The sequence below is a fragment of the Mycobacterium sp. OAS707 genome, assembly GCF_014873705.1.
In the GTDB taxonomy this organism is placed as follows: Bacteria; Actinomycetota; Actinomycetes; order Mycobacteriales; family Mycobacteriaceae; genus Mycobacterium.
On sequence record NZ_JADBDS010000002.1, the window covers coordinates 894088 to 914263 of the forward strand.

Genomic DNA, 20176 nt, shown 5'->3' on the forward strand with positions numbered 1-20176 from the left:
CAACTCGAGCGCGCGTGGGGGCAAACCATCCTCGAAGTCGCAGTTGGTGCGGAAAAGTGCGAGTGGCCATCACGATAACTCCAGTCTCGCGCGCTCGCCTCACGTGCGTCGCGGCACCAGATACGGCGCGAGTGTCGTCAGCTTCTCGCATGTTTCCTCGAATTCGCGATCCGGTGTCGACTCCTCGATGATGCCGGCACCCGCGCGCAGCCATGTCTTGCCGTCGGCCTCATACGCCGAGCGCAACGCCAGCGCCGCGTCCATTCCACCGTCTGCCGTGAACATCACCACTGCACCGGAATACAGCCCACGCGGGCCATCGTCCAGCCGCAGGATCGCATCAACGCTTTCCGCCTTCGGGATGCCCGACGCGGTCACCGCGGGGAACAGGGCCTCCAGCGCGTCCATCCGATCTTTCGAGGGATGCAGCCGGCCGCGGACCGTCGAGCCCAGATGCTGCACGCTCCCCCGCTCCCGCACCGTCATGAAGTCCATCACGACCGCGGTACCCGGCTCAGCCACCTCAGCGATCTCCTTTAGCGAGCTGCGCACCGAAATAGCATGCTCGACAATCTCTTTGGAGTTCGACTCGAGATCGTCGCGAGCGGCGCGGTCGTGGTCGTCGCCACGCCCGAACGCGCGCGTGCCGGCCAGCGGTTCGGTCACCACAACCCCGTCGCAATGGACTGCCGCGACGAGTTCGGGACTGTAGCCCAGCGCCCGAAGACCGCCGAGCCGTAGCAGAAACGAGCGCGCGGGTGTGTTGTGTCGACGACCAACGCGGTAACTCGAAGGAAAGTCCAACACGAACGGCACGTCAACACGCCTCGACAGGATCACCTTCTGGTAGCGACCGCAGGCGATCTCGCCGATCGCCGTACCAACCCGCCCGCGGTAGCCACGGGCATCTTCGCGCACATCGACGGCGCTGGGCTGCGGCGCAGCCGATACTCCATCGGTCAGCAGTCGCTGCAGCGCATCGATGTAGCGGTCATCGGCACCGACCACGACCACTTCGGAGCTCGTCACCACCACCTGTGTGCGCGGCGCAAAGATTCGAGCGAGCGGCGTGCCCGGCTGTAGCTCCTGTTGCAGCCCATACCGATAAACACCGAATTCGAATGCCACCCAACCGAACACCCGATCGACATCCAACAGGAGCCGGTCGATCACCTCGCCAAGCGCTTCGCCAGCCTGACCGCACCAGGCCCGCCGCTGCACAACACCGTCGGTCACCACCCGCAGTTCGTCGCTGTCCAACTCGACGAGGGTCCGCGCACCGCTGGCGAGAATCCACTGCCCGTCGTGCTCGTAGATCAGGTACTCCTCGCCGTCACGCTCCGGCACCGCACTCGCGAGTTCTGCCACCAGGTCGGTGGGCGTGACGCCCGCCGGGATGACGTACGAGAGTTCTTCTGGGCTCGTCTCGATCGTCACTTGGTCACCATCACCCATCCACTCGCTGTTGCTCGCTGCTTCCAGAACTGGCCATATTGCCCACCGCGCGTGATCAATTCGGCGTGTGTGCCGCTGTCCTGCACGCGGCCGTCGGCCGACAGCACGACGATGTTGTCGGCGGCGGTGACCGTCGACAATTTGTGCGCGATGACGATCACTGTGCTGCTGTTGGCAAGCCGTCGGATCGAGTCGGCGACGTGGTCTTCGTTCTCGGGGTCGAGCGCGCTGGTCGCCTCGTCGAACAGCACGATCGGCGCTTGTTTCAGCAATGCCCGTGCGATTGAAACCCGTTGACGTTCACCACCAGACAGTGCAGAGCCGCCCTCGCCGACCCGGGTGTGCTTCCCGTCAGGCAGGCGCTCGATCACCGGCAACAACCCGGCGGTGCGGGCGGCATCCGCGATGTCCGCATCGCTGGCATCGGGCCGTCCGATGCGGATGTTCTCCCACAACGTGTCGTCGAACAGGTAGACGTCTTGGAACACCAGCGACAGCTGGGCCATCAAATCGGCGGTGCTCTGGTCGCGGACGTCGACGCCGCCGACGCGGACCACTCCGTCGTCGACATCGTAGAAGCGGGCGATCAGCCTGGTGATGGTCGTCTTGCCCGAGCCCGAAGGGCCGACAAGCGCCGTCATCGTCCCTGGTTCGGCGGCAAAGGTGACATCGGTCAACACCTGGCGGCCCGGATAGCTGAACGCCACGTGGTCCAATTCCACGCCGCCGCGCTTCGACACGGCTTGGGGCGCTGCCGGTTCCGGGAGTGCCGGTGAGTCGAGCACCGAGGTGACGCGGCGCAACTCAGTGGCCGCCATCCGCATCGCCGAGCCGTATTCGGCGACCGCGGAAAGCGGCGAGGCGAACCGTGCGGCGAGGCCGAGAATGGCAACCAGCGTGATCGGATTGATTTCGCCGCCGACCGCGATCCACGCCCCCGCCGCGATCAGCGCCGAGAAAACCGCTTGTACCGCAATGCCGTTGAGCATGAGCCCGGCCACCGATTGCCACAGCGCGCTGCGACCCACACGATGCTGGGCCTCGAACGCGTCAGCCAACGGTTCGTAACGCATGCCGGCACGGCCGAACGCCCGCAGCACCGGCTGACAGCGGGCGAATTCGATCACGCGGCTGTTGACGTGCACAGTCGCGTCATGTGTTCGGCTTTCTGAGCCCGCGATCAGACTCGACGCGAACCGCCCGCACGCCGCGAGCACCACACCGCCGATGAGCGCGACCACTCCGATGCGCCAGTCGTAGACGAACAACCCGACGACGACCGTCGCCGCGCTGGTGGTGTTCAGCACCACCGGGGTGATCAGGTTCGCCCCGCTCGTGCCGACGAAAACCGTTCCCTTGACGGCGATCTGAGATACATGACCGACAGTCTCGCGGTTGAACCAGCCAAGCGGCAAGCTCACCATGTGGTCGCCGAGCCGGTGGTGGAGCAGCCGCATCGTCGCCAGCGCCATCCGAATCGCGAGTGTGGCCTGAACATAATGGGCCACCGCCCCGACAACCACTACGGCGGCAAGCACGCCCAGCCAACGCCCGGCATCTGTATATCGTTCGTCGAACAGTGCCACCGAGATCGGCACCAGCAGGATCATCGCGGCGCCGTGCAGCAGCCCGTAGCCGGTGACCCATGCCAGATACGCGTACATGCGGCCGCGCTGCGGTCCGAGGAGGCGCAGAAAACCCCTGATCACTGGACCACCTCCCACTCCTTGGCCTGAACAGCCGTGTAGGCAGCCCACATCCGGGCGTACTGACCGCCCCGCGCCAGCAACTCGTCGTGGCGGCCCTGCTCGGCGACGCGGCCGGCGTCGAGGACGACGATGCTGTCGGCATTGACGATCGAGCCGAGCCGATGCGCGATGACCAGCACGGTGCGTCCGACGATCAGCCGCGACAGCGCGGCCTGGATCTGCGCTTCGGAGTCAGGGTCGGCGAACGCGGTTGCCTCGTCGAGCACCAGGATCGGCGTGTCGGCCAGCAGCGCGCGGGCGATGCTCACCCGCTGCGCCTCGCCACCGGAGAAGTGGGCGTCTACACCGACCACCGCGTCATACCCGTTGGGCGAAGCGATGATTCGATCGTGAATGTAGGCAGCCTTGGCTGCGTTGACGATGTCGTCGTCAGTGGCGTCGGGCCTGCCGAGCCGGATGTTGTCGGCCACGCTGATGCCGAGCAGTTGGACGTCCTGCAGCACGAAACCGACGTGGCGATACAGCACCGCCGGGTCGATCTCCCGAACGTCGGCTCCGCCGACACGCACCGCTCCGGCAGTCGCATCGTGGAACCGCGGCACCAGGGAGGCAAGGGTCGATTTACCGCTGCCAGACGGGCCGACCAACGCGGTGATAGTGGCAGGCGGCAGAGTGAGCGAAATGCCGTCTAGAACGGTCCGCTGCCCGTCGTAGGAGAAGCTCACCGCATCGAACTGGACCGAGTTGCCCTCGGGGACTTGCGGATTCCTTACCGGGGACAGCGTCGGCGTTTGCAATAGCCGTTGCAGCCTGCCCGCCGCTGCCTGCGCCTGCCTTTGGATATGGGTGGAATATCCGACGGTCAACACGGCCGCGGGGATGGTCATAGCAACCAGCGTCGAGCCGAGCATGTCTATCGGCGCTATCCAGCCGCTACGGACGAACCAGTAACCGCCTGCCAGGTTGGCCAGCAACAACAGTGGTGTCTCGATGAAGATCGACGTCGCGGCCTTGACCTTGGTGAGCGGGCCCATCCAGTTGGCGAAGCTGTCGTTGAACTCGTCGGCCGCGTCGGCAAAACGCTTGTGCGCCTTGCCCGCTTCGCCGAACATCTTGACCACCGAAACACCCGCGATGAACTCGACGATGGTGGCGCTGATCCGTTCGATTCCACGGTCCAGCCTCTCCATCTGCGAGCGCGCGTCGCGGCCCAGCCACGAATAGACCGCGAGATACACCGGGATGGGGGCGAGCGCCAACAGGCCGAGCCGCCAGTCCAGGTAGCAGCAGTACGTCAAGCCGAACAGCGGCGTAGCCAGCGCGCCGGCCTTCTCGACGGCCGAATGTGCTACCAGATAATGCAATTCGCCGACGTCATGCTGGACGGCTTTTCGGACTTCACCTGAAGATGTGGCGCTGAACCAGCCAAGGGGCAGCCGGCCCAACGTTTCGACGATGCGGCGGCGCAGCGAGCGCTGCAGGTCGACGTCGGCCAAATGCGTGATCGTCAACGCCGTCCCGCCGGCGAGCGTGCGCACCAGCAGCGCAGCGATCACCACCGCGACGATCGTCCACAGTCGCGCCGTATTCACCGGCCCCTCGGCCAGCAGCGCGCGGCCGAGTTCGACGATGCCGACGAACGGTGCGACAGTCGCCGCCGACGCAATCAGCTGGATCCGCTGGGCCCTGCCGGTGGCGACGCGAACGGGAGCGAGCAACTGCTGTAACGCCAGTGCGTCGAACTTGGCGCGACCTGTGGGTCCGGTGGACTTCTCGGCTCGTTCCGACTCGACCTCGAGCGTTTCTTGCACAGCCGTCATCCAGCCTCCAGCGGGCACATAGGTAAGGTTTGCCTAACCCTAGTGCGCGGCCGCCGGAATTTGGGGGCTACCCGATGTCGGCTAGCGCATTGTCTTGATCGCCAGCGGCTCGTTGCTACCGGACACCCGGATGTCGACTGTCTTGATCTGCTTGGCGGGAATGCTCGTCGCCGCCGACAGTCCCGTCGCCTCATCTCCGGCCGGCTTCCACGAACCCACCGTCTGCTGCACGCCGTCGTGGGTCGTCACGACGATGTCGTAGCTGGCGACATTCCGCGACCAGTCCTTGGTGTACTGGCACGCCCAGTTCAGCTCTGTGCCCCACTTCTTCTCGGTGACGGCGAGCTCGGCGGTGAGCCCGCCGCGAGGGGTTGGCTGCATCGCCTGCATCGCAACTGTCTGTGTCGGGGCCGGCGAATTGGCGAACACCGTCGCCCCGACGATGCCGCCCGCGATCAACAGCGCCGCCGCCGATGCCGCCGCTCCCGCCAGCCACCTGCGACGTGAGCGCTGTTGCCGCTTGGCCGCCGCGTGGGCGAGCGATGCGATGTCGTCGGGCCGCTGCTCCGCGGGCGGCGCACCGGCAAGGTCGGTCAGCGCGACCGCCTCGTCACGACTCAACGCGTTGAGAATGCCTGGCATCCCGGCGAGTTCGGTGAGTTCGGCTGCCCGCGCCGGGTTGGCCGCAAGGTAGCTCTCATACGTTCGCCGTTCTTCGAGGCTGAGCGCGCCGAGGACATACGCGGCATCCCATTCGGCAAGGTCGTCATCGTTCATCGGACAACCCCCCTTTCCTGCAACGCAATTCGCAACGCACGAAGCGCGTAGTGAAGCCGGGACTTGACGGTTCCCTCCGGAATACCCTCTTGCTGGGCGATATCGGCCACTGTTTGGCCGAGATAGTAGGCGCGCACGATCGCGGTGCGATGGTCCGGCGACAGCGACGTCAGCGCGTCGGACAGGATCCACTTGTCGAAAGCCGGCCCGATCACATCGGGCGACGCCCTCTCGGGGAGGTATTCGCTTTGCAGTTCGCGGGTGTATCGCGCGCTGCGCCGGTCGTCGATCACCAGATTGCGCGCGACGGTGAACAGCCACGCGCGCACGTTGTCGGTGGGCTGCTCGAGCACCTCCGGCTTGCGCCAGAGCCGCAGCAGCGACTCCTGCACCACGTCTTCGGCGAACGGCATGTCACCCCTCGTCAGTCTCAAGACGTAACGCAACAGCGTGTGGCCGTGCTCGTCGTGCACAGCCCGCAGCAGCGCCGCCTGCTCGGAATCGTCAGCCATGCTTCATGCCCCGCGCATCCCTTGCTTTCTGTCGGCCTTCGCTGAGCACAACGATGCAACGTAGGTGAATCGTTCAAAGCGGTTTTCGCGGATTGCCGATCAGGCCAGCAGCGCCCGAACCACCGCGTCGGCCAGCAGCCGCCCGCGGTCGGTGAGCACCAGCCGATCGGCGCAAAGCACTACGAGGCCGTCGGCGATCGCCGTTTCGGCGCGGGCTCGTTCGGCTTCGTCCAACACGGCTGTGGTCAGGCCGCCGCGCAGCCGCAGCCGCAGCATCACGTGCTCGACGTGCTGGGTGGCGTCATCGAGCTGCTCGAAATCGGCCACCGGCAACAGGCCGTCGGCCAACGACTGCGCATAAGCGTTGGGGTGCTTGACATTCCACCACCGCGTGGCGTCCACATACCCATGCGCCCCTGGCCCAGCGCCCCACCATTCGCCGCCGTTCCAGTAGCCGATGTTGTGCCGGCATTCACCGCCGGGCCTGCTCCAGTTGGAGACCTCGTACCAGTCGAACCCCGCCGCCGACAGCCGATGGTCAAGCAACTCGTAGCGCTGGGCGAGCACATCGTTGTCGGGCGCCGCGATCTCGCCGCGCCGCACCCGACGGGCCAACGCCGTCCCGTCCTCGACCACCAGCGCGTAGCCGGATACGTGGTCGACGCCCGCCTCGATCACCGCGTCGGCCGAACGGCAGAGGTCGTCGTCGGACTCCCCCGGCGTGCCGTAGATGAGGTCGAGGTTGACGTGGTCGAAGCCGGCGTCACGGGCCTCGCGCACCGCATCCAGTGCCCGGCCCGGCGAATGCACGCGGTCAAGCACTGCCAGCACGTGCGGGACGACGGACTGCATGCCCAGCGACACCCGGGTGTACCCCGCCGTCCGCAATTGCTCGAAAAACGCAGGCGAGGTGGATTCCGGATTCGCCTCGGTGGTCACCTCGGCGTTCGGAGCCAGGCTGAAGTGTGCGCGAATCGCCTCGAGCACCGAAGGCAGCCCGTCGCCGCCGAGCATCGAGGGGGTGCCGCCCCCGACGAACACCGTGTCGACGGGTGGCGGCCCCAACCGCGTCGCCGCCAGAGTGAGCTCACCACGCAGGGCTTCGAGCCAGCCGGCGGGGTTCGCGCCACCCAGTTCTGTGGGCGTGTAGGTGTTGAAGTCGCAGTAGCCGCAGCGCGTCGCGCAGAACGGCACGTGGATATAGATGCCGAACGGCCGACCTGGCGTGGTGGCCAGATCGGGCAGCTCAGTAGGAGCCGTTCGGACTGTCATGCAGACCAGTCTCCCAGAGCCGACTTTTACTCACCCTGCGCGCAAATCTGTCCCGGTTAGGGCCGGTGTGGGTATTCGTGGCACAATTGGCCACGTGACTGCCGTCCGATTCCCCCAGCGTGTATCCCTGGTGGCGCGGCTGCATGTCGACCTCAAGCGCGTTTGTACCTGTTGTTGTCTGCCTTGACGCGCTAGATCTCAGGACCCAGCCCACCCCGTACTTCAGCTGGCCGCCGGATCTGCGCCGCCGGACAGCCCACCGGTGAAACGCGCGATCCGGCTCCAATAAGGAGCCCACACCAACATGACCACCGCGGAATCAAAGCCCGTGAAGCGCCCGCGCGGCGAGGGCCAGTGGGCCCTCGGCTACCGCACCCCGCTCAACCCCAATGAACAATTCAAACGTGACGACGACGCGCTGAACGTGCGCGCGCGCATCCTCGACATCTACTCCAAGCAGGGCTTCGACAGCATCGACAAGCAGGATCTGCGTGGCCGCATGCGCTGGATGGGCCTGTACACCCAGCGTGAACAGGGCTACGACGGCACCTGGACCGGCGACGAGAACGCCGACATCCTCGAGGCCAAGTACTTCATGATGCGGGTGCGCTGCGACGGCGGCGCGCTGACGAACGCCGCACTGCGCACGATCGGCGAAATCTCCACCGAGTTCGCCCGCGACACCGCCGACATCAGCGACCGCGAGAACGTTCAGTACCACTGGATCCGCATCGAGGACGTGCCGCAGATCTGGGAGCGGCTCGCCGCGGTCGGCCTGCAGACCACCGAGGCCTGCGGCGACTGCCCGCGTGTGGTGCTCGGCTCGCCGCTGGCCGGCGAATCGCTCGACGAGGTGCTGGACCCGACCTGGGCCGTCGACGAGATCGTGCGCCGCTTCGTCGGCAATCCGTCGTTCTCCAACCTCCCACGCAAGTACAAGACCGCGGTGTCAGGCCTGCAGGACGTCGCGCACGAGGTCAACGACATCGCGTTCATCGGCGTCAACCACCCCGAGCACGGCCCTGGCCTCGACGTTTGGGTCGGCGGCGGCCTCTCGACGAACCCGATGCTGGCGCAGCGCCTTGGCGTGTGGGTACCGCTGGACGAGGTGCCCGAGGTGTGGGAGGCCGTGACCTCGGTGTTCCGCGACTACGGATATCGCCGGTTGCGCAGCAAGGCGCGGCTGAAGTTCCTGATCAAAGACTGGGGCGTCGAGAAGTTTCGCCAGGTCGTCGAGGACGAGTACCTCGGCCGCAAGCTGATCGACGGTCCGGCACCCGAACCGCTGAAGCATCCGATCGACCATGTCGGCGTGCAGAGGCAGAAGAACGGGCTCAACGCCGTCGGCGTCGCACCAATCGCGGGTCGCGTCACCGGCACCATCCTGACCAAGGTCGCCGACCTCGCCGAAGCCGCGGGCTCCGACCGGATCAGGCTGACGCCGTACCAGAAGCTGGTCATCCTCGACGTTCCCGATGACAAGCTCGACGCGCTGGTCGCCGGCCTGGATGCGCTTGGCTTGCCGTCGCGGCCGTCGTCGTGGCGTAAGAACCTGATGGCCTGCACCGGCATCGAGTACTGCAAGCTGTCGTTCGCCGAGACCCGCAACCGGGCTCAGGTGCTGGTGCCCGAGCTGGAGAAGCGGCTCGAGGACATCAACGCCCAACTCGACGTGCCGATCACCGTCAACATCAACGGCTGCCCGAACTCGTGCGCGCGGATCCAGGTCGCCGATATCGGGTTCAAGGGTCAAATGATCGACGACGGCGACGGGCCGGTCGAGGGTTTCCAGGTACATCTGGGTGGCAGCCTCGGCCTGGATAGCGGTTTCGGCCGCAAGTTGCGCCAGCACAAGGTGCTGTCAACCGAGCTGGGTGACTACATCGACAGAGTGGTGCGCAACTTCGTGAAACAACGCGAGCAGGGTGAGCGTTTCGCTACGTGGGCAGTACGAGCAGACGAGGCGGATTTGCGATGAGCGAACTGATTACAGAGACCGACCTGCAGGCATTGGCCGAGCGGGGCGCCGCGGAGTTGGACGGCGCGAGCGCGCTGGACCTGCTGCGGTGGACCGACGAGAACTTCGGCGGCAACTACATCGTCGCGTCCAACATGCAGGACGCGGTGCTCGTCGACCTGGCAGCCAAGGTCCGCCCCGGCGTTGACGTGCTGTTCCTCGACACCGGTTACCACTTCGTCGAGACCATCGGCACGCGCGACGCGGTCGAGGCGGTTTACGACATCAACGTGGTCAACGTCACCCCGGAGAACACCGTCGAAAAGCAGGACGAGCTGTTCGGCAAGGATCTGTTCGCCCGTGAGCCCAACGAATGCTGCCGGATGCGCAAGGTCGAGCCACTGAGCAAGGCGCTCCGCGGCTACTCCGCGTGGGTGACGGGGATCCGTCGCGTCGAGGCGCCGACTCGTGCCAACGCACCGCTGATCAGCTGGGACAAGGCTTTTGGGTTGGTGAAGATCAACCCGCTAGCGGCGTGGACCGACGAAGACATGCAGGCCTATATCGACGACAACGACGTGCTGGTCAATCCCCTTGTGTTCGAAGGCTATCCGTCGATCGGCTGCGCGCCGTGCACGGCGAAGCCCGTCGAGGGTGCTGATCCGCGCAGTGGCCGGTGGGCGGGCCTGTCGAAGACGGAATGCGGTCTGCACGCATCGTGACAGCTCTGATCCTCACTGCGCACGGGTCTGCTGATCCCCGCTCGGCGGCATCGGCGCATGAGGTCGCGAACACCATCCGCAGAATGCGACGAGATGTCGACGTGCGGGTGGCGTTCTGCGAGCAGAACTTTCCGAACCTACGCGACGTGTTGGTCGCGACGGGACGCAACGCCGTGGTGGTGCCACTGCTGCTCGCCGATGCGTATCACGCGCGCGTCGACATCCCGGCGCTGATCGCGGAGTCCGGGATCGACGCGCGGCAGGCCGACGTACTCGGTGAGGATGACCGGCTCATCGCGGTGCTTCGGCAACGGATGACGCACGCGGGAGTTTCGCATCTGGACCCCGACGTTGGCGTTCTCGTTACCGCCGTCGGTTCCTCACGCCCCCAAGCCAATTCGCGAACCAGCATGGTGGCCGACTATCTCGTCCAACACACGAACTGGATCGCCACCACCGCCTTCGCCACCGGCCCGCACCCGACGGTGGCTGAGGCGGCCGACACCTTGCGCGAGCGTGGGGCCTCACGTCTGGTCATCGCGCCCTGGTTCCTTGCACCTGGCCGGATAACCGATCGCGTTGCCGAATATGCCCGGGCACAAGGGATTCCGATGACGGCACCGCTTGGGCCGCATCGGCTGGTCGCCGACACGGTACTGGATCGCTTCGATCAAGCACTGGCCGCTCAGGTGGCGGCCTAGTTCATCTGCCTCTGCTCGGCTGCGGGGCGGCCGACGATGACGAGGACGGCACAGTGGACGGGCGTTCGATGATGGTTGACGCCGGGCCGCCAACTCGGTATCGCGCGCCGCGGTGTTCGTCAGGTAGCCGGTCGCCGTTGCCCAACAGCTTGTTGCGCAGAGTTCCCGGCGCATAGCCGGACTGGTAGGCGCCGCGGGCTGTCAGCACCGGCACGACGTAGTCAACGAAATCGCTGAACGATCCAGGCGTGACGGCGTAGGCGAGGTTGAACCCGTCGACGTCGGTTTCCTCTACCCACTCCTGGAGGGTGTCGGCTACGCGAACCCCCGAACCGACGATGCGCGGACCCATTCCGCCGATCTCGCCCCACTCCGCGATGTCGCGCACGACCCATTCTCGACCGTCGGGATCCGCGGACTGAAACGCGGCGACGGCCGACAGGATCGCATTGGAATCGGCATTGCCGATCGGCTCCTCGAGCCCGTAGCGCGCGAGGTCGACACCCATCCACCCGGACATGAACACCAGCGCACCCTCTGGATCGCCGTATGACAAGTACTCGGCGTGCTTGGCGTGTGCCTCCTCGTCGGTCTCAGCGGTCACCACTGTGGTCAGGTTGAAGATCTTCGCCGCGTACGGGTCCCGGCCCGCCAGCTCCAGCTCGCGACGAATCGTCGAGACCACCTCGCGCAGAATCGCTTTCGTCGGGGCCGCAGTGAAGATCGCCTCGGCGTTCTCGGCAGCGAACCGCACTCCGCGCGGCGAAGAGCCGGCCTGGTAAATAACCGGTGTGCGCTGCGGAGAGGGCTCGGCGAGATGCACGCCGGGCACGCTGAAATGCGTTCCCTCATGCCCGATGTGGTGCACCTTCGCCGGGTTGGTGAACACGCCGCGTTCGCGGTCGCGGATCACGGCGTCGTCCTCCCATGACCCTTCCCACAGCTTGTAGAGCACCTCGAGATACTCGTCGGCGTGGTCATACCGGGCGTCGTGCGCAGGCTGGTCGGTCTGCCCCATGTTGCGTGCGGCGGCGGGCAGGTATCCGGTGACGACGTTCCAGCCGATGCGGCCATTGGTGAGGTGATCGAGTGTGGACATGCGGCGGGCGAATGGGTACGGGTGCTCGAAACCGGTACCGGTAGTGATGCCGAACCCCAGGTTCTCGGTCACCAACGCCATCGCTGACACCAGCAGCAGCGGGTCGTTAACCGGAATCTGCGCGGCATGTCGAATCGCCGCTTCGTCGCTGGCGCCGTACACATCGTAGGTGCCAAGAACGTCGGCGATGAAGAGGCCGTCGAACCGACCACGCTCGAGCAGTTTCGCCAGTTCGGTCCAGTAACCGAGGTCTTTGTAGCGCCAGGACTGGTCGTCGGGATGCCGCCACAGGCCTGGCGATTGGTGCGCGACGCAGTTCATGTCGAACGCGTTGAATCGGATGATGCGGCTCACTCGATGGAATGCTGCCGAACTCCGGTCCCGAGGTCACCGATTGCATTCAAAGCGATTGTATTTCTGAAACATCAGGCCTTCGTCAGCGACTCATCCTTGTCGGCATTATCGGACCGGGTGGTCTCGGTAGCGCCCGGCAACGGCGGAATACGCGTGGCGCGCACATACACTGTGTCGCCCTCCTTCAACCCCAGCGCCTCGGCGTCGCCGCGGGTGATCTGCGCGGTGAACGGCGTGTGGTCGGCCGCGCTGGTCAGTTCGACGCGAACCTCGAAGCCCAGCACCACAATTCGATCGATGACCGCACGCACCACACCCGTTGCCTGAACGGAATCGTCACTCGTCGCGATCGCCATCTCCGGGTTGCGGCCAACCCGGATGTCGTGGGGGCGAACCAGTGACCCGTTGAGCGACGACACCGCCCCGAGGAACGACATCACGAATGCGTTGGCGGGCGCGTCGTAAACCTCCGTCGGCGAACCGACCTGCTCGATGCGGCCCTTGTTGAGCACCGCGATCCGGTCAGCCACGTCAAGCGCTTCGGCCTGGTCGTGCGTGACCAACACCGTCGTGACATTCACCTCGTCGTGCAACCGTCGCAACCACGCCCGCAAGTCCTCACGGACCTTGGCGTCCAGTGCACCGAACGGCTCGTCAAGTAGCAGCACTTCGGGATCGACCGCGAGCGCGCGGGCCAGCGCCATGCGCTGCCGCTGACCACCCGACAGCTGATTCGGGTACCGGGTCTGAAAACCCGCCAGCCCCACCACTTCCAGCAGGTTGTCGACCTTCGCCTTGATCTCCGCCTTGGGTTTTTTGCGGATCTTGAGGCCGAACGCGACGTTGTCGCGCACGGTCAGATGCTTGAACGCCGCGTAGTGCTGGAACACGAAGCCGATGCCGCGGCGCTGCGGCGGGATGTGCGTGACGTCGCGGCCGTTGATGGTCACGGAACCGGTGTCAGGCAGGTCGAGTCCGGCGATGGCGCGCAACAACGTCGACTTGCCAGAGCCACTGGGGCCCAACAGCGCGGTCAGCGAGCCCGACGGCACCTCGAAGTCGACGTTGTCCAGTGCCGCGAAGTCGCCATAGCGCTTGTTCGCACCTCGCACGACGATTGCGTCGGTCATTACTTTCGTCTCCTTATGCCTACGTGCTCGCGCGCGAACGCCTGGCGTCGAGGACCACCTGAACGATCAGGACGATTACCGCGACGGTCATCAGCAGCGTGGACACCGCGTAGGCGCCGTATTCGTTGCCGCGGTTGTACCGGTCGGCCACCAACAGTGTGAGGGTTTGCGAAGTTCCCGGCAGGTTGGAGGAGACCATGATCACCCCACCGAACTCGCCCAGTGTGCGCGCAATCGTCAACACGACGCCGTAGGTCAGGCCCCACCGGATCGATGGCAGCGTGACCTTCCAAAACGTCTGCCACCACTGCGATCCCAGCGTTGCGGCGGCTTCCTCTTGGTCAGTGCCGATCTCGTGCAGCACCGGTTCGACTTCACGAATCACGAAGGGAACGGTCACGAAGATGCTCGCCAGGACGATGCCGGGGAAGCCGAAGATGATCTTGAGGCCGAGGTTGTTTTCGACGAACCCGAAGAGTCCCGCGGAGCCCCACAACAGGATCAGCGCGACACCGACCACCACCGGTGAGACCGCGAACGGCAGGTCGATCACCGCTTGCAGGGCACTCTTGCCACGGAACCGGTTGCGCGCCAACACCAATGCGGTTGGCACGCCAAACAGAACGTTGAGCGGCACCACGATTGCCACCACAAGTAGCGACAGTTGGAGCGCCGAGAGCGCCGCGGGGGTGCTGATCGAGTCGAAGAACGCGCCGATGCCGGGCTGGAACGTGCGCCACAGAATCAGCCCGACTGGCACGATGACGAGGATCCCGATGTACGCCAGGGCAAGGTAGCGAAGAAGATGCCGGACGGCAGGCGTCAGCGTCATTGCGCCAGCTCCTCACGCTTGGCCGCCCTCGATCCGACCGCCCGCAGGATGAACAGCACCACGAACGAAACCACAAGCAACACAATGGAGATCGCCGCGGCGCCGGTGCGGTCGTCGTTTTCGATCAGGGTGCGGATCCACTGTGACGACACCTCGGTTTCACCGGGCACCGCCCCGCCGATCAGCACCACCGAACCGAACTCGCCGATGGCGCGCGAGAACGCCAGCCCGGCTCCGGACAACAGGGACGGCAGCAAGGCGGGCAGGATCACCTGAGTGAAGATCGTCGCGTTGTTGGCGCCCAGCGACGCCGCGGCTTCCTCGACCTCCCGGTCCAGTTCGAGCAGGACAGGCTGCACCGAACGCACCACGAACGGAAGCGTGACGAACAACAGCGCAATGCCCACACCCCACTTGGTGTGCTGAAGATGAAGGTCCACAGGGCTATTCGGCCCGTAAAGGGCCAGCATCACCAGGCTCGCGACAATCGTCGGCAGCGCGAACGGCAGATCGATGACGGAGTCGACGAGTCGCTTGCCCGGAAAGTCGTCTCGGGTGAGCACCCAGGCCACTATCAGCCCGAAGAAGAGGTTGACCAGGGTCACGCCTACCGAGATCGTCAGCGTCACCCGGAACGACTCCAGCGCCGCATTCGAGGTGACTGCGCGCCAGAACGCATCCCAGCCGCCGCCCGCCGACTGCCACACGATTGCCGCCAATGGCAGCAGCACGATGACACTCAGCCAGATCGAGGCGGCCCCCACCCGCAACGACGTCGTCCCATACCGACCGCCGAACAAGCGGGGCGCCCGGCCGCCCTCACCGTTTCCGGTGAGTTCTGGCCGGGTCGCCTCCGGATTGGGTTCGACGGTTGCCGTCATCCAGTCGCCTGCTTGTAGATCTTCGTGATGGTTCCGTTGTCCTTGTCGAACAACGCGGGATCAACCGCGCTCCATCCTCCCAGATCAGCGATCGTCCACAGCTTCTCTGGCGTCGGGAAGTCGGTGGCGAAATCGGTCGCGACGGACGGATCGACGGGCCGGAAGCCGGCCTGCGCCCAGATCTTCTGCCCTTCCTTGGTGAACAGGTAGTTCTTCAGCGCGGTCGCCTTGTCCAGATGCGCGCTGGAGGTCACCACCGCGACAGGGTTCTCGATCTTGAAGGTCTGCGGCGGGTTGATGTGCTCGACGGACTTACCCTGCCGCTCGACGTTGATGGCCTCGTTCTCGTAGCTGATCAGCACGTCGCCGGTCCCCTGCAGGAACACGTCGGTGGCCTCGCGGCCGGAACCCGGGCGGGTCTTGACGTGCTCGGTGACCAGCTTGTTGATGAAGTCCAGACCCGCCTGCTGGTCCTTGCCACCGTTGCTCTTCGCGGCGTACGGCGCCAGCAGGTTCCACTTGGCGGAGCCGGAGCTCAGCGGGCTCGGGGTGACGACCTCGATCCCCGGCTGCAGCAAGTCGTCCCAGTCTTTGATGTGCTTCGGGTTGCCCTTGCGGACGACCAGCGAAACGACCGACCCGAACGGGATGCCCTTGGTGGTGTCCGCATTCCAGTCCTTGGCGACTTTGTTCGCCTTGACCAGGCGGCTCACGTCGGGCTCGACCGAGAAGTTGACGATGTCGGCGGGCTTGCCGTCGACGACCGCGCGCGACTGGTCGCCCGAAGCGCCGTACGACGTGGTCACGGCCACGCCCTTGCCTTCGGGGGTGGCGGCGAACGCCGGGATGATCTTGCTCCAGCCGGGCTCGGGCACCGCGTACGCGACAAGCGTCAGCGTCGTCTCAGCGGCCGGCTGATCGCCGCCGCCCGCCACGTCGCTGGATCCGCCGCCGCATGCCGCGAGCAGCGACGCCGTGACGGCGAGAGCGGCGGCAGGCCGCCAGGACTTCCGAAGGTTGAGCATTGTTGACCTTTCCTTGCTGGGGACTAACGGGACAGCCCGTCGCGACGGCAAGGCGAGGAATCAGTACATGGGCATGAAAACAGCCGTTACCGACACCAGACCGCGGACGGGAATGGAGTCAGCAACAACAACAGACATCAGCGACAGCACTGAATCCCACGGCAATGAGGGCCAGGATGTGGCCACTCTTGTTGCCGGACGCTGTACGCATGGCGCGAAGAATAACAGAGTCTGGCAACGCACCCAGGGTTGGCCTTCGCCCGGTCAACGGGTCAACAACCACGCAACGAGCACCAACACCACGAGGATGACGAGCACCAGGGTGACTCGCGAACGCGGCAAACCACTCACTCCTCGTCCTCATGCTGATGACGCGCGCGCCGCAGGATTCGAATCCCGTTGCCAAGCGCGCCGTCCAGAAGGATCGCGATCCCGTAGGCCAATGCCAGCACCACCGGCATCACCACCGCGGTCTGTGCGACGAACGGCAGGCCGGAGAGCCACAGTTCGACGCCGTCCCACCAGTTGAGGAAGCCGCCCACCCGGCCAGCGTATTCGATGGGAAGATTGCCTCGTGGCGGCCGACGGTAAGCCCACCGAGAAGACCACCTGTGTGATCGCCGGTGGCGGTCCCGCGGGAATCATGCTGGGGCTGCTGCTCGCCCGTGGCGGCGTCGACGTCACCGTGATGGAGAAGCACGCCGACTTCCTGCGCGACTTCCGCGGTGACACGGTGCACGCCAGCACGCTACGACTGCTCGACGAACTCGGCCTTGCCGACGAGTTCGCCCGGATGCCACACCGCGTCATCGACACGCTGAACATGAAGATCCAGGGCACCGAGGTAGGCATCGACTTGAGCCGAATTCCCGGTCCGCACAAGCACATTGCCCTGGTGCCTCAGTGGGATTTCCTCGAATTGCTGGCTGCGGCGGCCGAGAAGGAGCCGACGTTTCGACTCTTGCGCAGCACCGAGGTGCTGGCGCCGATTTTCGGCGAGGGGACGCGCAAAGAAAAAGTGATCGGTGTGCGCTACCGCGACGGCGAGGGCGAGGTGCATGAGTTGCACGCCGAGTTGACGGTGGCGTGTGACGGCCGCTCGTCGACGCTGCGCGCGGCGATGGGGTTGACGCCGAGGAGTTTCGGCGCGCCGATGGACGTGTGGTGGTTCCGACTGCCGCGTAATCCCGACGATCCGCATGGCCTGGCGGGTGTGCTCGGCGCCGGGCATGCGCTGATCGTCATCGACCGCGGCGACTACTACCAATGCGCGTACGTCATCCCGAAGGGCCGCGACGCAGAGCTGCGCGCGCAGGGCATCGAGACGCTGCACCGCGCCGTGGTGTCTCTCGTTCCGTGGTTGGCCGATCACATCGCCTCGCTGACATCGTTCGACGACGTCAAGCTGCTGGACGTCCAGTTGAACCGGCTGCGGCGCTGGTACGCCGACGGGCTGTTGTTGATCGGCGACGCGGCGCACGCCATGTCTCCAGTCGGTGGGGTGGGGATCAACCTGGCGGTCGCCGACGCGGTAGCGGCCGCCGCCGCGCTGGCGGGCCCGCTGCGCCGCGGCCCCGTGTCGACCAGGCAGTTGGCCCGGGTGCAAGCGCGTCGGTGGCTGCCCGCCGCGCTGATTCAGTCGGTGCAGCGGACCATCCACACCCGCGTCATCGCCGTCGCTGTTTCTGCAGGTCAAGCCGCCGAGCCGCCGTTTTTCGTCCGGCTGGCCGGCAGGGTTCCGGCGCTGCGCTCAGCGGCGGGATACGGGATCGCGATCGGGCCGCTGCCCGAACACGCACCGAAGTTTGCCCGACGCTGAGCCGAAAGACGCTCGGACACGCATCGACACAAGTAGACGCCGGGGCTCTCCGCAGTTGATGATGTCCGCATGGTTCTGCAACAAACCGAACCGTCCGACGGGGCGCCGAAGGCCAATGGCGCAGCGGCCGTTGCGGTCGACGAGTCCGACGCCCCGTTCACCGTGACGGCACCGGTCCCGTATTCCGGCGGCGGGTTGCGGAATCCCTTTCCGCCGATCGCGGACTACGCGTTCCTTTCCGACTGCGAGAACACCTGCCTCATTTCGTCGGCGGGCTCGGTCGAATGGCTGTGTGTCCCGCGCCCGGACTCGCCAAGCGTGTTCGGCGCGATCCTCGACCGCGGTGCAGGTCACTTCCGGCTCGGCCCGTACGGCGTTTCGGTGCCCGCGGCCAGGCGTTACCTCCCGGGCAGCCTGATCCTGGAAACCACCTGGCAGACGCACACCGGCTGGGTCATCGTGCGCGATGCGCTGGTGATGGGGCCGTGGCACGACATCGAGACCCGGTCCCGCACGCATCGGCGCACGCCGATGGACTGGGACGCCGAGCACATTCTGCTGCGCACGGTGCGATGTGTGAGTGGCACGGTCGAGCTGGTGATGAACTGCGAGCCGGCGTTCGACTACCACCGCATCCCCGCGACATGGGAGTACTCGGCGCAGGCGTACGGCGAGGCGATCGCGCGGGCCAGCCGTGACCCCGACGCGCATCCGACGCTGCGGCTGACCACCAACTTGCGGCTGGGGCTGGAGGGCCACGAAGCACGGGCCCGCACGCGAATGAAGGAGGGCGACAACGCATTCGTCGCGCTGTCGTGGTCGAAGCACCCGGCGCCGCAGACCTATGACGAGGCCGCCGACAAGATGTGGCAGACCAGCGAGTGCTGGCGGCAGTGGATCAACATCGGCGACTTCCCGGATCACCCGTGGCGGTCGTATCTGCAGCGCAGCGCACTGACGCTGAAGGGCCTTACCTATTCGCCGACCGGCGCGCTGCTGGCGGCGCCGACCACCTCATTGCCGGAAACGCCTCAGGGCGAACGAAATTGGGACTACCGATACGCGTGGGTGCGTGATTCGACGTTCGCGTTGTGGGGTCTGTACACATTGGGTCTGGACCGCGAGGCCGACGACTTCTTCGCGTTCATCGCCGACGTGTCCGGCGCCAACAACGGTGAGCGCCATCCGCTTCAGGTGATGTACGCCGTCGGCGGGGAACGCAGCCTCGTCGAAGAGGAATTGAATCACCTGTCCGGCTACGACAACGCCCGCCCGGTGCGCATCGGCAACGGCGCCTATAACCAGATGCAGCACGACATCTGGGGCACAATGCTGGATTCGGTCTATCTGCACGCCAAGTCGCGCGAGCAGATCTCCGACACGCTGTGGCCGGTGCTCAAGCAACAGGTCGAGGAAGCGATCAAGCATTGGCGTGAACCCGACCGCGGCATCTGGGAGGTGCGCGGCGAACCGCAGCACTTCACCTCGTCGAAGATCATGTGCTGGGTGGCACTGGACCGCGGCTCCAAACTCGCTGAGCTACAAGGCGAGAAGTCCTACGCGCAGCAGTGGCGGGCGATCGCCGAGGAGATCAAGGCCGACGTGTTGGCCAATGGCGTCGACTCGCGTGGCGTGCTGACGCAGCGCTACGGCGACGATGCGCTGGACGCCTCGCTGCTGCTGGCGATCCTGACCCGGTTCCTGCCTGCCGACGATCCGCGGGTGCGCGCAACGGTGCTGGCCATCGCCGACGAGCTGACCGAGGAGGGCCTGGTGCTGCGGTACCGCGTCGAGGAGACCGACGACGGCCTGTCCGGCGAGGAAGGCACGTTCACGATCTGCTCGTTCTGGCTGGTTTCGGCGCTGGTCGAGATCGGCGAGATCCACCGGGCCAAGCACCTGTGTGAGCGGCTGCTGTCGTTCGCCAGCCCGCTACACCTCTACGCGGAGGAGATCGAACCGCGCACCGGCAGGCACCTGGGCAACTTCCCGCAGGCGTTCACCCACCTGGCGTTGATCAACGCGGTCGTGCACGTCATCCGCGCGGAGGAAGAGGCCGACAGCTCCGGGGTCTTCGTGCCGGCCAACGCGCCGATGTAGCGACGGTAGCG

General features: G+C 65.8%; 18 protein-coding genes. 5 read left to right on the plus strand and 13 right to left on the minus strand.

Annotation, left to right across the window (positions count from 1 at the left end):
• Positions 1–99 precede the first annotated feature (99 nt).
• The 6 genes from GGC64_RS15110 to hemW form a co-directional block, all read right to left on the minus strand.
• Positions 100–1455 carry a salicylate synthase gene (locus tag GGC64_RS15110; RefSeq protein ID WP_192723302.1) on the minus strand — a complete coding sequence of 452 codons (1356 nt, stop codon included), beginning with the start codon at positions 1453–1455 and terminating at the stop codon, positions 100–102.
• On the minus strand, positions 1434–3164 hold the full coding sequence (locus GGC64_RS15115; protein WP_192723303.1) for an ABC transporter ATP-binding protein: 1731 nt from the start codon (positions 3162–3164) through the stop codon (positions 1434–1436). The genes GGC64_RS15110 and GGC64_RS15115 overlap by 22 nt, the downstream gene beginning before the upstream one ends.
• Complete coding sequence (locus GGC64_RS15120; RefSeq protein ID WP_192723304.1) at positions 3161–4984, minus strand: ABC transporter ATP-binding protein; 1824 nt, start codon at positions 4982–4984, stop codon at positions 3161–3163. Before GGC64_RS15120 ends, GGC64_RS15115 begins: the two co-directional genes overlap by 4 nt.
• Positions 4985–5065: 81 nt before the next feature.
• Positions 5066–5761 carry an anti-sigma factor gene (locus GGC64_RS15125; RefSeq protein ID WP_192723305.1) on the minus strand — a complete coding sequence of 232 codons (696 nt, stop codon included), beginning with the start codon at positions 5759–5761 and terminating at the stop codon, positions 5066–5068.
• The gene (locus GGC64_RS15130; RefSeq protein WP_192723306.1) at positions 5758–6273 is read right to left on the minus strand and encodes a sigma-70 family RNA polymerase sigma factor; all 516 of its coding nucleotides are present in this window, start codon (positions 6271–6273) and stop codon (positions 5758–5760) included. The genes GGC64_RS15125 and GGC64_RS15130 overlap by 4 nt, the downstream gene beginning before the upstream one ends.
• Before the next feature lie 99 nt (positions 6274–6372).
• Positions 6373–7545 carry a radical SAM family heme chaperone HemW gene (hemW, locus tag GGC64_RS15135; protein WP_192723307.1) on the minus strand — a complete coding sequence of 391 codons (1173 nt, stop codon included), beginning with the start codon at positions 7543–7545 and terminating at the stop codon, positions 6373–6375.
• 304 nt (positions 7546–7849) lie between these two features.
• Here hemW and GGC64_RS15140 point away from each other — a divergent pair, with 304 nt between their 5' ends.
• Genes GGC64_RS15140 through GGC64_RS15150 form a run of 3 tightly spaced genes read left to right on the plus strand, consistent with a single transcriptional unit; the run spans position 7850 to position 10925 of the window.
• Complete coding sequence (locus tag GGC64_RS15140) at positions 7850–9523, plus strand: nitrite/sulfite reductase (RefSeq protein ID WP_192723308.1); 1674 nt, start codon at positions 7850–7852, stop codon at positions 9521–9523.
• Positions 9520–10224: a phosphoadenylyl-sulfate reductase gene (locus GGC64_RS15145; RefSeq protein WP_192723309.1), complete on the plus strand. Its 705-nt coding sequence runs from the start codon at positions 9520–9522 to the stop codon at positions 10222–10224. The genes GGC64_RS15140 and GGC64_RS15145 overlap by 4 nt, the downstream gene beginning before the upstream one ends.
• Positions 10203–10925, plus strand: coding sequence for a sirohydrochlorin chelatase (locus GGC64_RS15150; RefSeq protein ID WP_192723310.1), 723 nt, complete (start codon positions 10203–10205; stop codon positions 10923–10925). The genes GGC64_RS15145 and GGC64_RS15150 overlap by 22 nt, the downstream gene beginning before the upstream one ends.
• A 1-nt stretch (position 10926) precedes the next feature.
• Here GGC64_RS15150 and GGC64_RS15155 read toward each other — a convergent pair whose 3' ends face one another.
• The 7 genes from GGC64_RS15155 to GGC64_RS15180 form a co-directional block, all read right to left on the minus strand.
• The gene (locus tag GGC64_RS15155; RefSeq protein ID WP_192723311.1) at positions 10927–12378 is read right to left on the minus strand and encodes an LLM class flavin-dependent oxidoreductase; all 1452 of its coding nucleotides are present in this window, start codon (positions 12376–12378) and stop codon (positions 10927–10929) included.
• A gap of 71 nt (positions 12379–12449) precedes the next feature.
• Positions 12450–13508, minus strand: a complete 1059-nt coding sequence (locus tag GGC64_RS15160) for a sulfate/molybdate ABC transporter ATP-binding protein (RefSeq protein ID WP_192723312.1) — start codon at positions 13506–13508, stop codon at positions 12450–12452.
• A 19-nt stretch (positions 13509–13527) separates the two neighbouring features.
• Positions 13528–14340 (minus strand): sulfate ABC transporter permease subunit CysW, encoded by an 813-nt coding sequence (gene cysW, locus GGC64_RS15165; protein ID WP_192723313.1) that lies wholly within the window; start codon positions 14338–14340, stop codon positions 13528–13530.
• Positions 14337–15221 carry a sulfate ABC transporter permease subunit CysT gene (cysT, locus tag GGC64_RS15170; RefSeq protein WP_192723314.1) on the minus strand — a complete coding sequence of 295 codons (885 nt, stop codon included), beginning with the start codon at positions 15219–15221 and terminating at the stop codon, positions 14337–14339. The genes cysW and cysT overlap by 4 nt, the downstream gene beginning before the upstream one ends.
• Positions 15218–16246, minus strand: coding sequence for a sulfate ABC transporter substrate-binding protein (locus tag GGC64_RS15175; protein WP_192723315.1), 1029 nt, complete (start codon positions 16244–16246; stop codon positions 15218–15220). Before GGC64_RS15175 ends, cysT begins: the two co-directional genes overlap by 4 nt.
• Positions 16247–16364: 118 nt before the next feature.
• Positions 16365–16610, minus strand: coding sequence for an Ms4533A family Cys-rich leader peptide (locus GGC64_RS35305; RefSeq protein WP_370582117.1), 246 nt, complete (start codon positions 16608–16610; stop codon positions 16365–16367).
• Positions 16594–16788, minus strand: a complete 195-nt coding sequence (locus GGC64_RS15180) for a hypothetical protein (protein WP_192723316.1) — start codon at positions 16786–16788, stop codon at positions 16594–16596. Before GGC64_RS15180 ends, GGC64_RS35305 begins: the two co-directional genes overlap by 17 nt.
• A gap of 32 nt (positions 16789–16820) precedes the next feature.
• Between GGC64_RS15180 and GGC64_RS15185 the strand changes: the two genes are divergently transcribed.
• Both GGC64_RS15185 and GGC64_RS15190 read left to right on the plus strand, forming a co-directional pair.
• Positions 16821–18065 (plus strand): FAD-dependent oxidoreductase, encoded by a 1245-nt coding sequence (locus GGC64_RS15185; protein ID WP_192723317.1) that lies wholly within the window; start codon positions 16821–16823, stop codon positions 18063–18065.
• A gap of 69 nt (positions 18066–18134) precedes the next feature.
• Positions 18135–20165, plus strand: coding sequence for a glycoside hydrolase family 15 protein (locus GGC64_RS15190; protein WP_192723318.1), 2031 nt, complete (start codon positions 18135–18137; stop codon positions 20163–20165).
• The last annotated feature ends 11 nt before the right edge of the window (positions 20166–20176 follow it).

Bases quoted from the DNA above. Each gene is read 5' to 3' on its own strand.
- GGC64_RS15120 (WP_192723304.1), bottom strand. From the start codon at position 4,984: ATGACGGCTGTGCAAGAAACGCTCGAGGTCGAGTCGGAACGAGCCGAG.
- GGC64_RS15190 (WP_192723318.1), top strand. From the start codon at position 18,135: ATGGTTCTGCAACAAACCGAACCGTCCGACGGGGCGCCGAAGGCCAAT.
- cysW (WP_192723313.1), bottom strand. From the start codon at position 14,340: ATGACGCTGACGCCTGCCGTCCGGCATCTTCTTCGCTACCTTGCCCTG.
- GGC64_RS15150 (WP_192723310.1), top strand. From the start codon at position 10,203: ATGCGGTCTGCACGCATCGTGACAGCTCTGATCCTCACTGCGCACGGG.
- GGC64_RS15145 (WP_192723309.1), top strand. From the start codon at position 9,520: ATGAGCGAACTGATTACAGAGACCGACCTGCAGGCATTGGCCGAGCGG.
- GGC64_RS15160 (WP_192723312.1), bottom strand. From the start codon at position 13,508: ATGACCGACGCAATCGTCGTGCGAGGTGCGAACAAGCGCTATGGCGAC.
- GGC64_RS15130 (WP_192723306.1), bottom strand. From the start codon at position 6,273: ATGGCTGACGATTCCGAGCAGGCGGCGCTGCTGCGGGCTGTGCACGAC.
- GGC64_RS15125 (WP_192723305.1), bottom strand. From the start codon at position 5,761: ATGAACGATGACGACCTTGCCGAATGGGATGCCGCGTATGTCCTCGGC.
- hemW (WP_192723307.1), bottom strand. From the start codon at position 7,545: ATGACAGTCCGAACGGCTCCTACTGAGCTGCCCGATCTGGCCACCACG.
- GGC64_RS15175 (WP_192723315.1), bottom strand. From the start codon at position 16,246: ATGCTCAACCTTCGGAAGTCCTGGCGGCCTGCCGCCGCTCTCGCCGTC.
- GGC64_RS15140 (WP_192723308.1), top strand. From the start codon at position 7,850: ATGACCACCGCGGAATCAAAGCCCGTGAAGCGCCCGCGCGGCGAGGGC.
- GGC64_RS15110 (WP_192723302.1), bottom strand. From the start codon at position 1,455: ATGGGTGATGGTGACCAAGTGACGATCGAGACGAGCCCAGAAGAACTC.
- cysT (WP_192723314.1), bottom strand. From the start codon at position 15,221: ATGACGGCAACCGTCGAACCCAATCCGGAGGCGACCCGGCCAGAACTC.
- GGC64_RS35305 (WP_370582117.1), bottom strand. From the start codon at position 16,610: ATGAGGACGAGGAGTGAGTGGTTTGCCGCGTTCGCGAGTCACCCTGGT.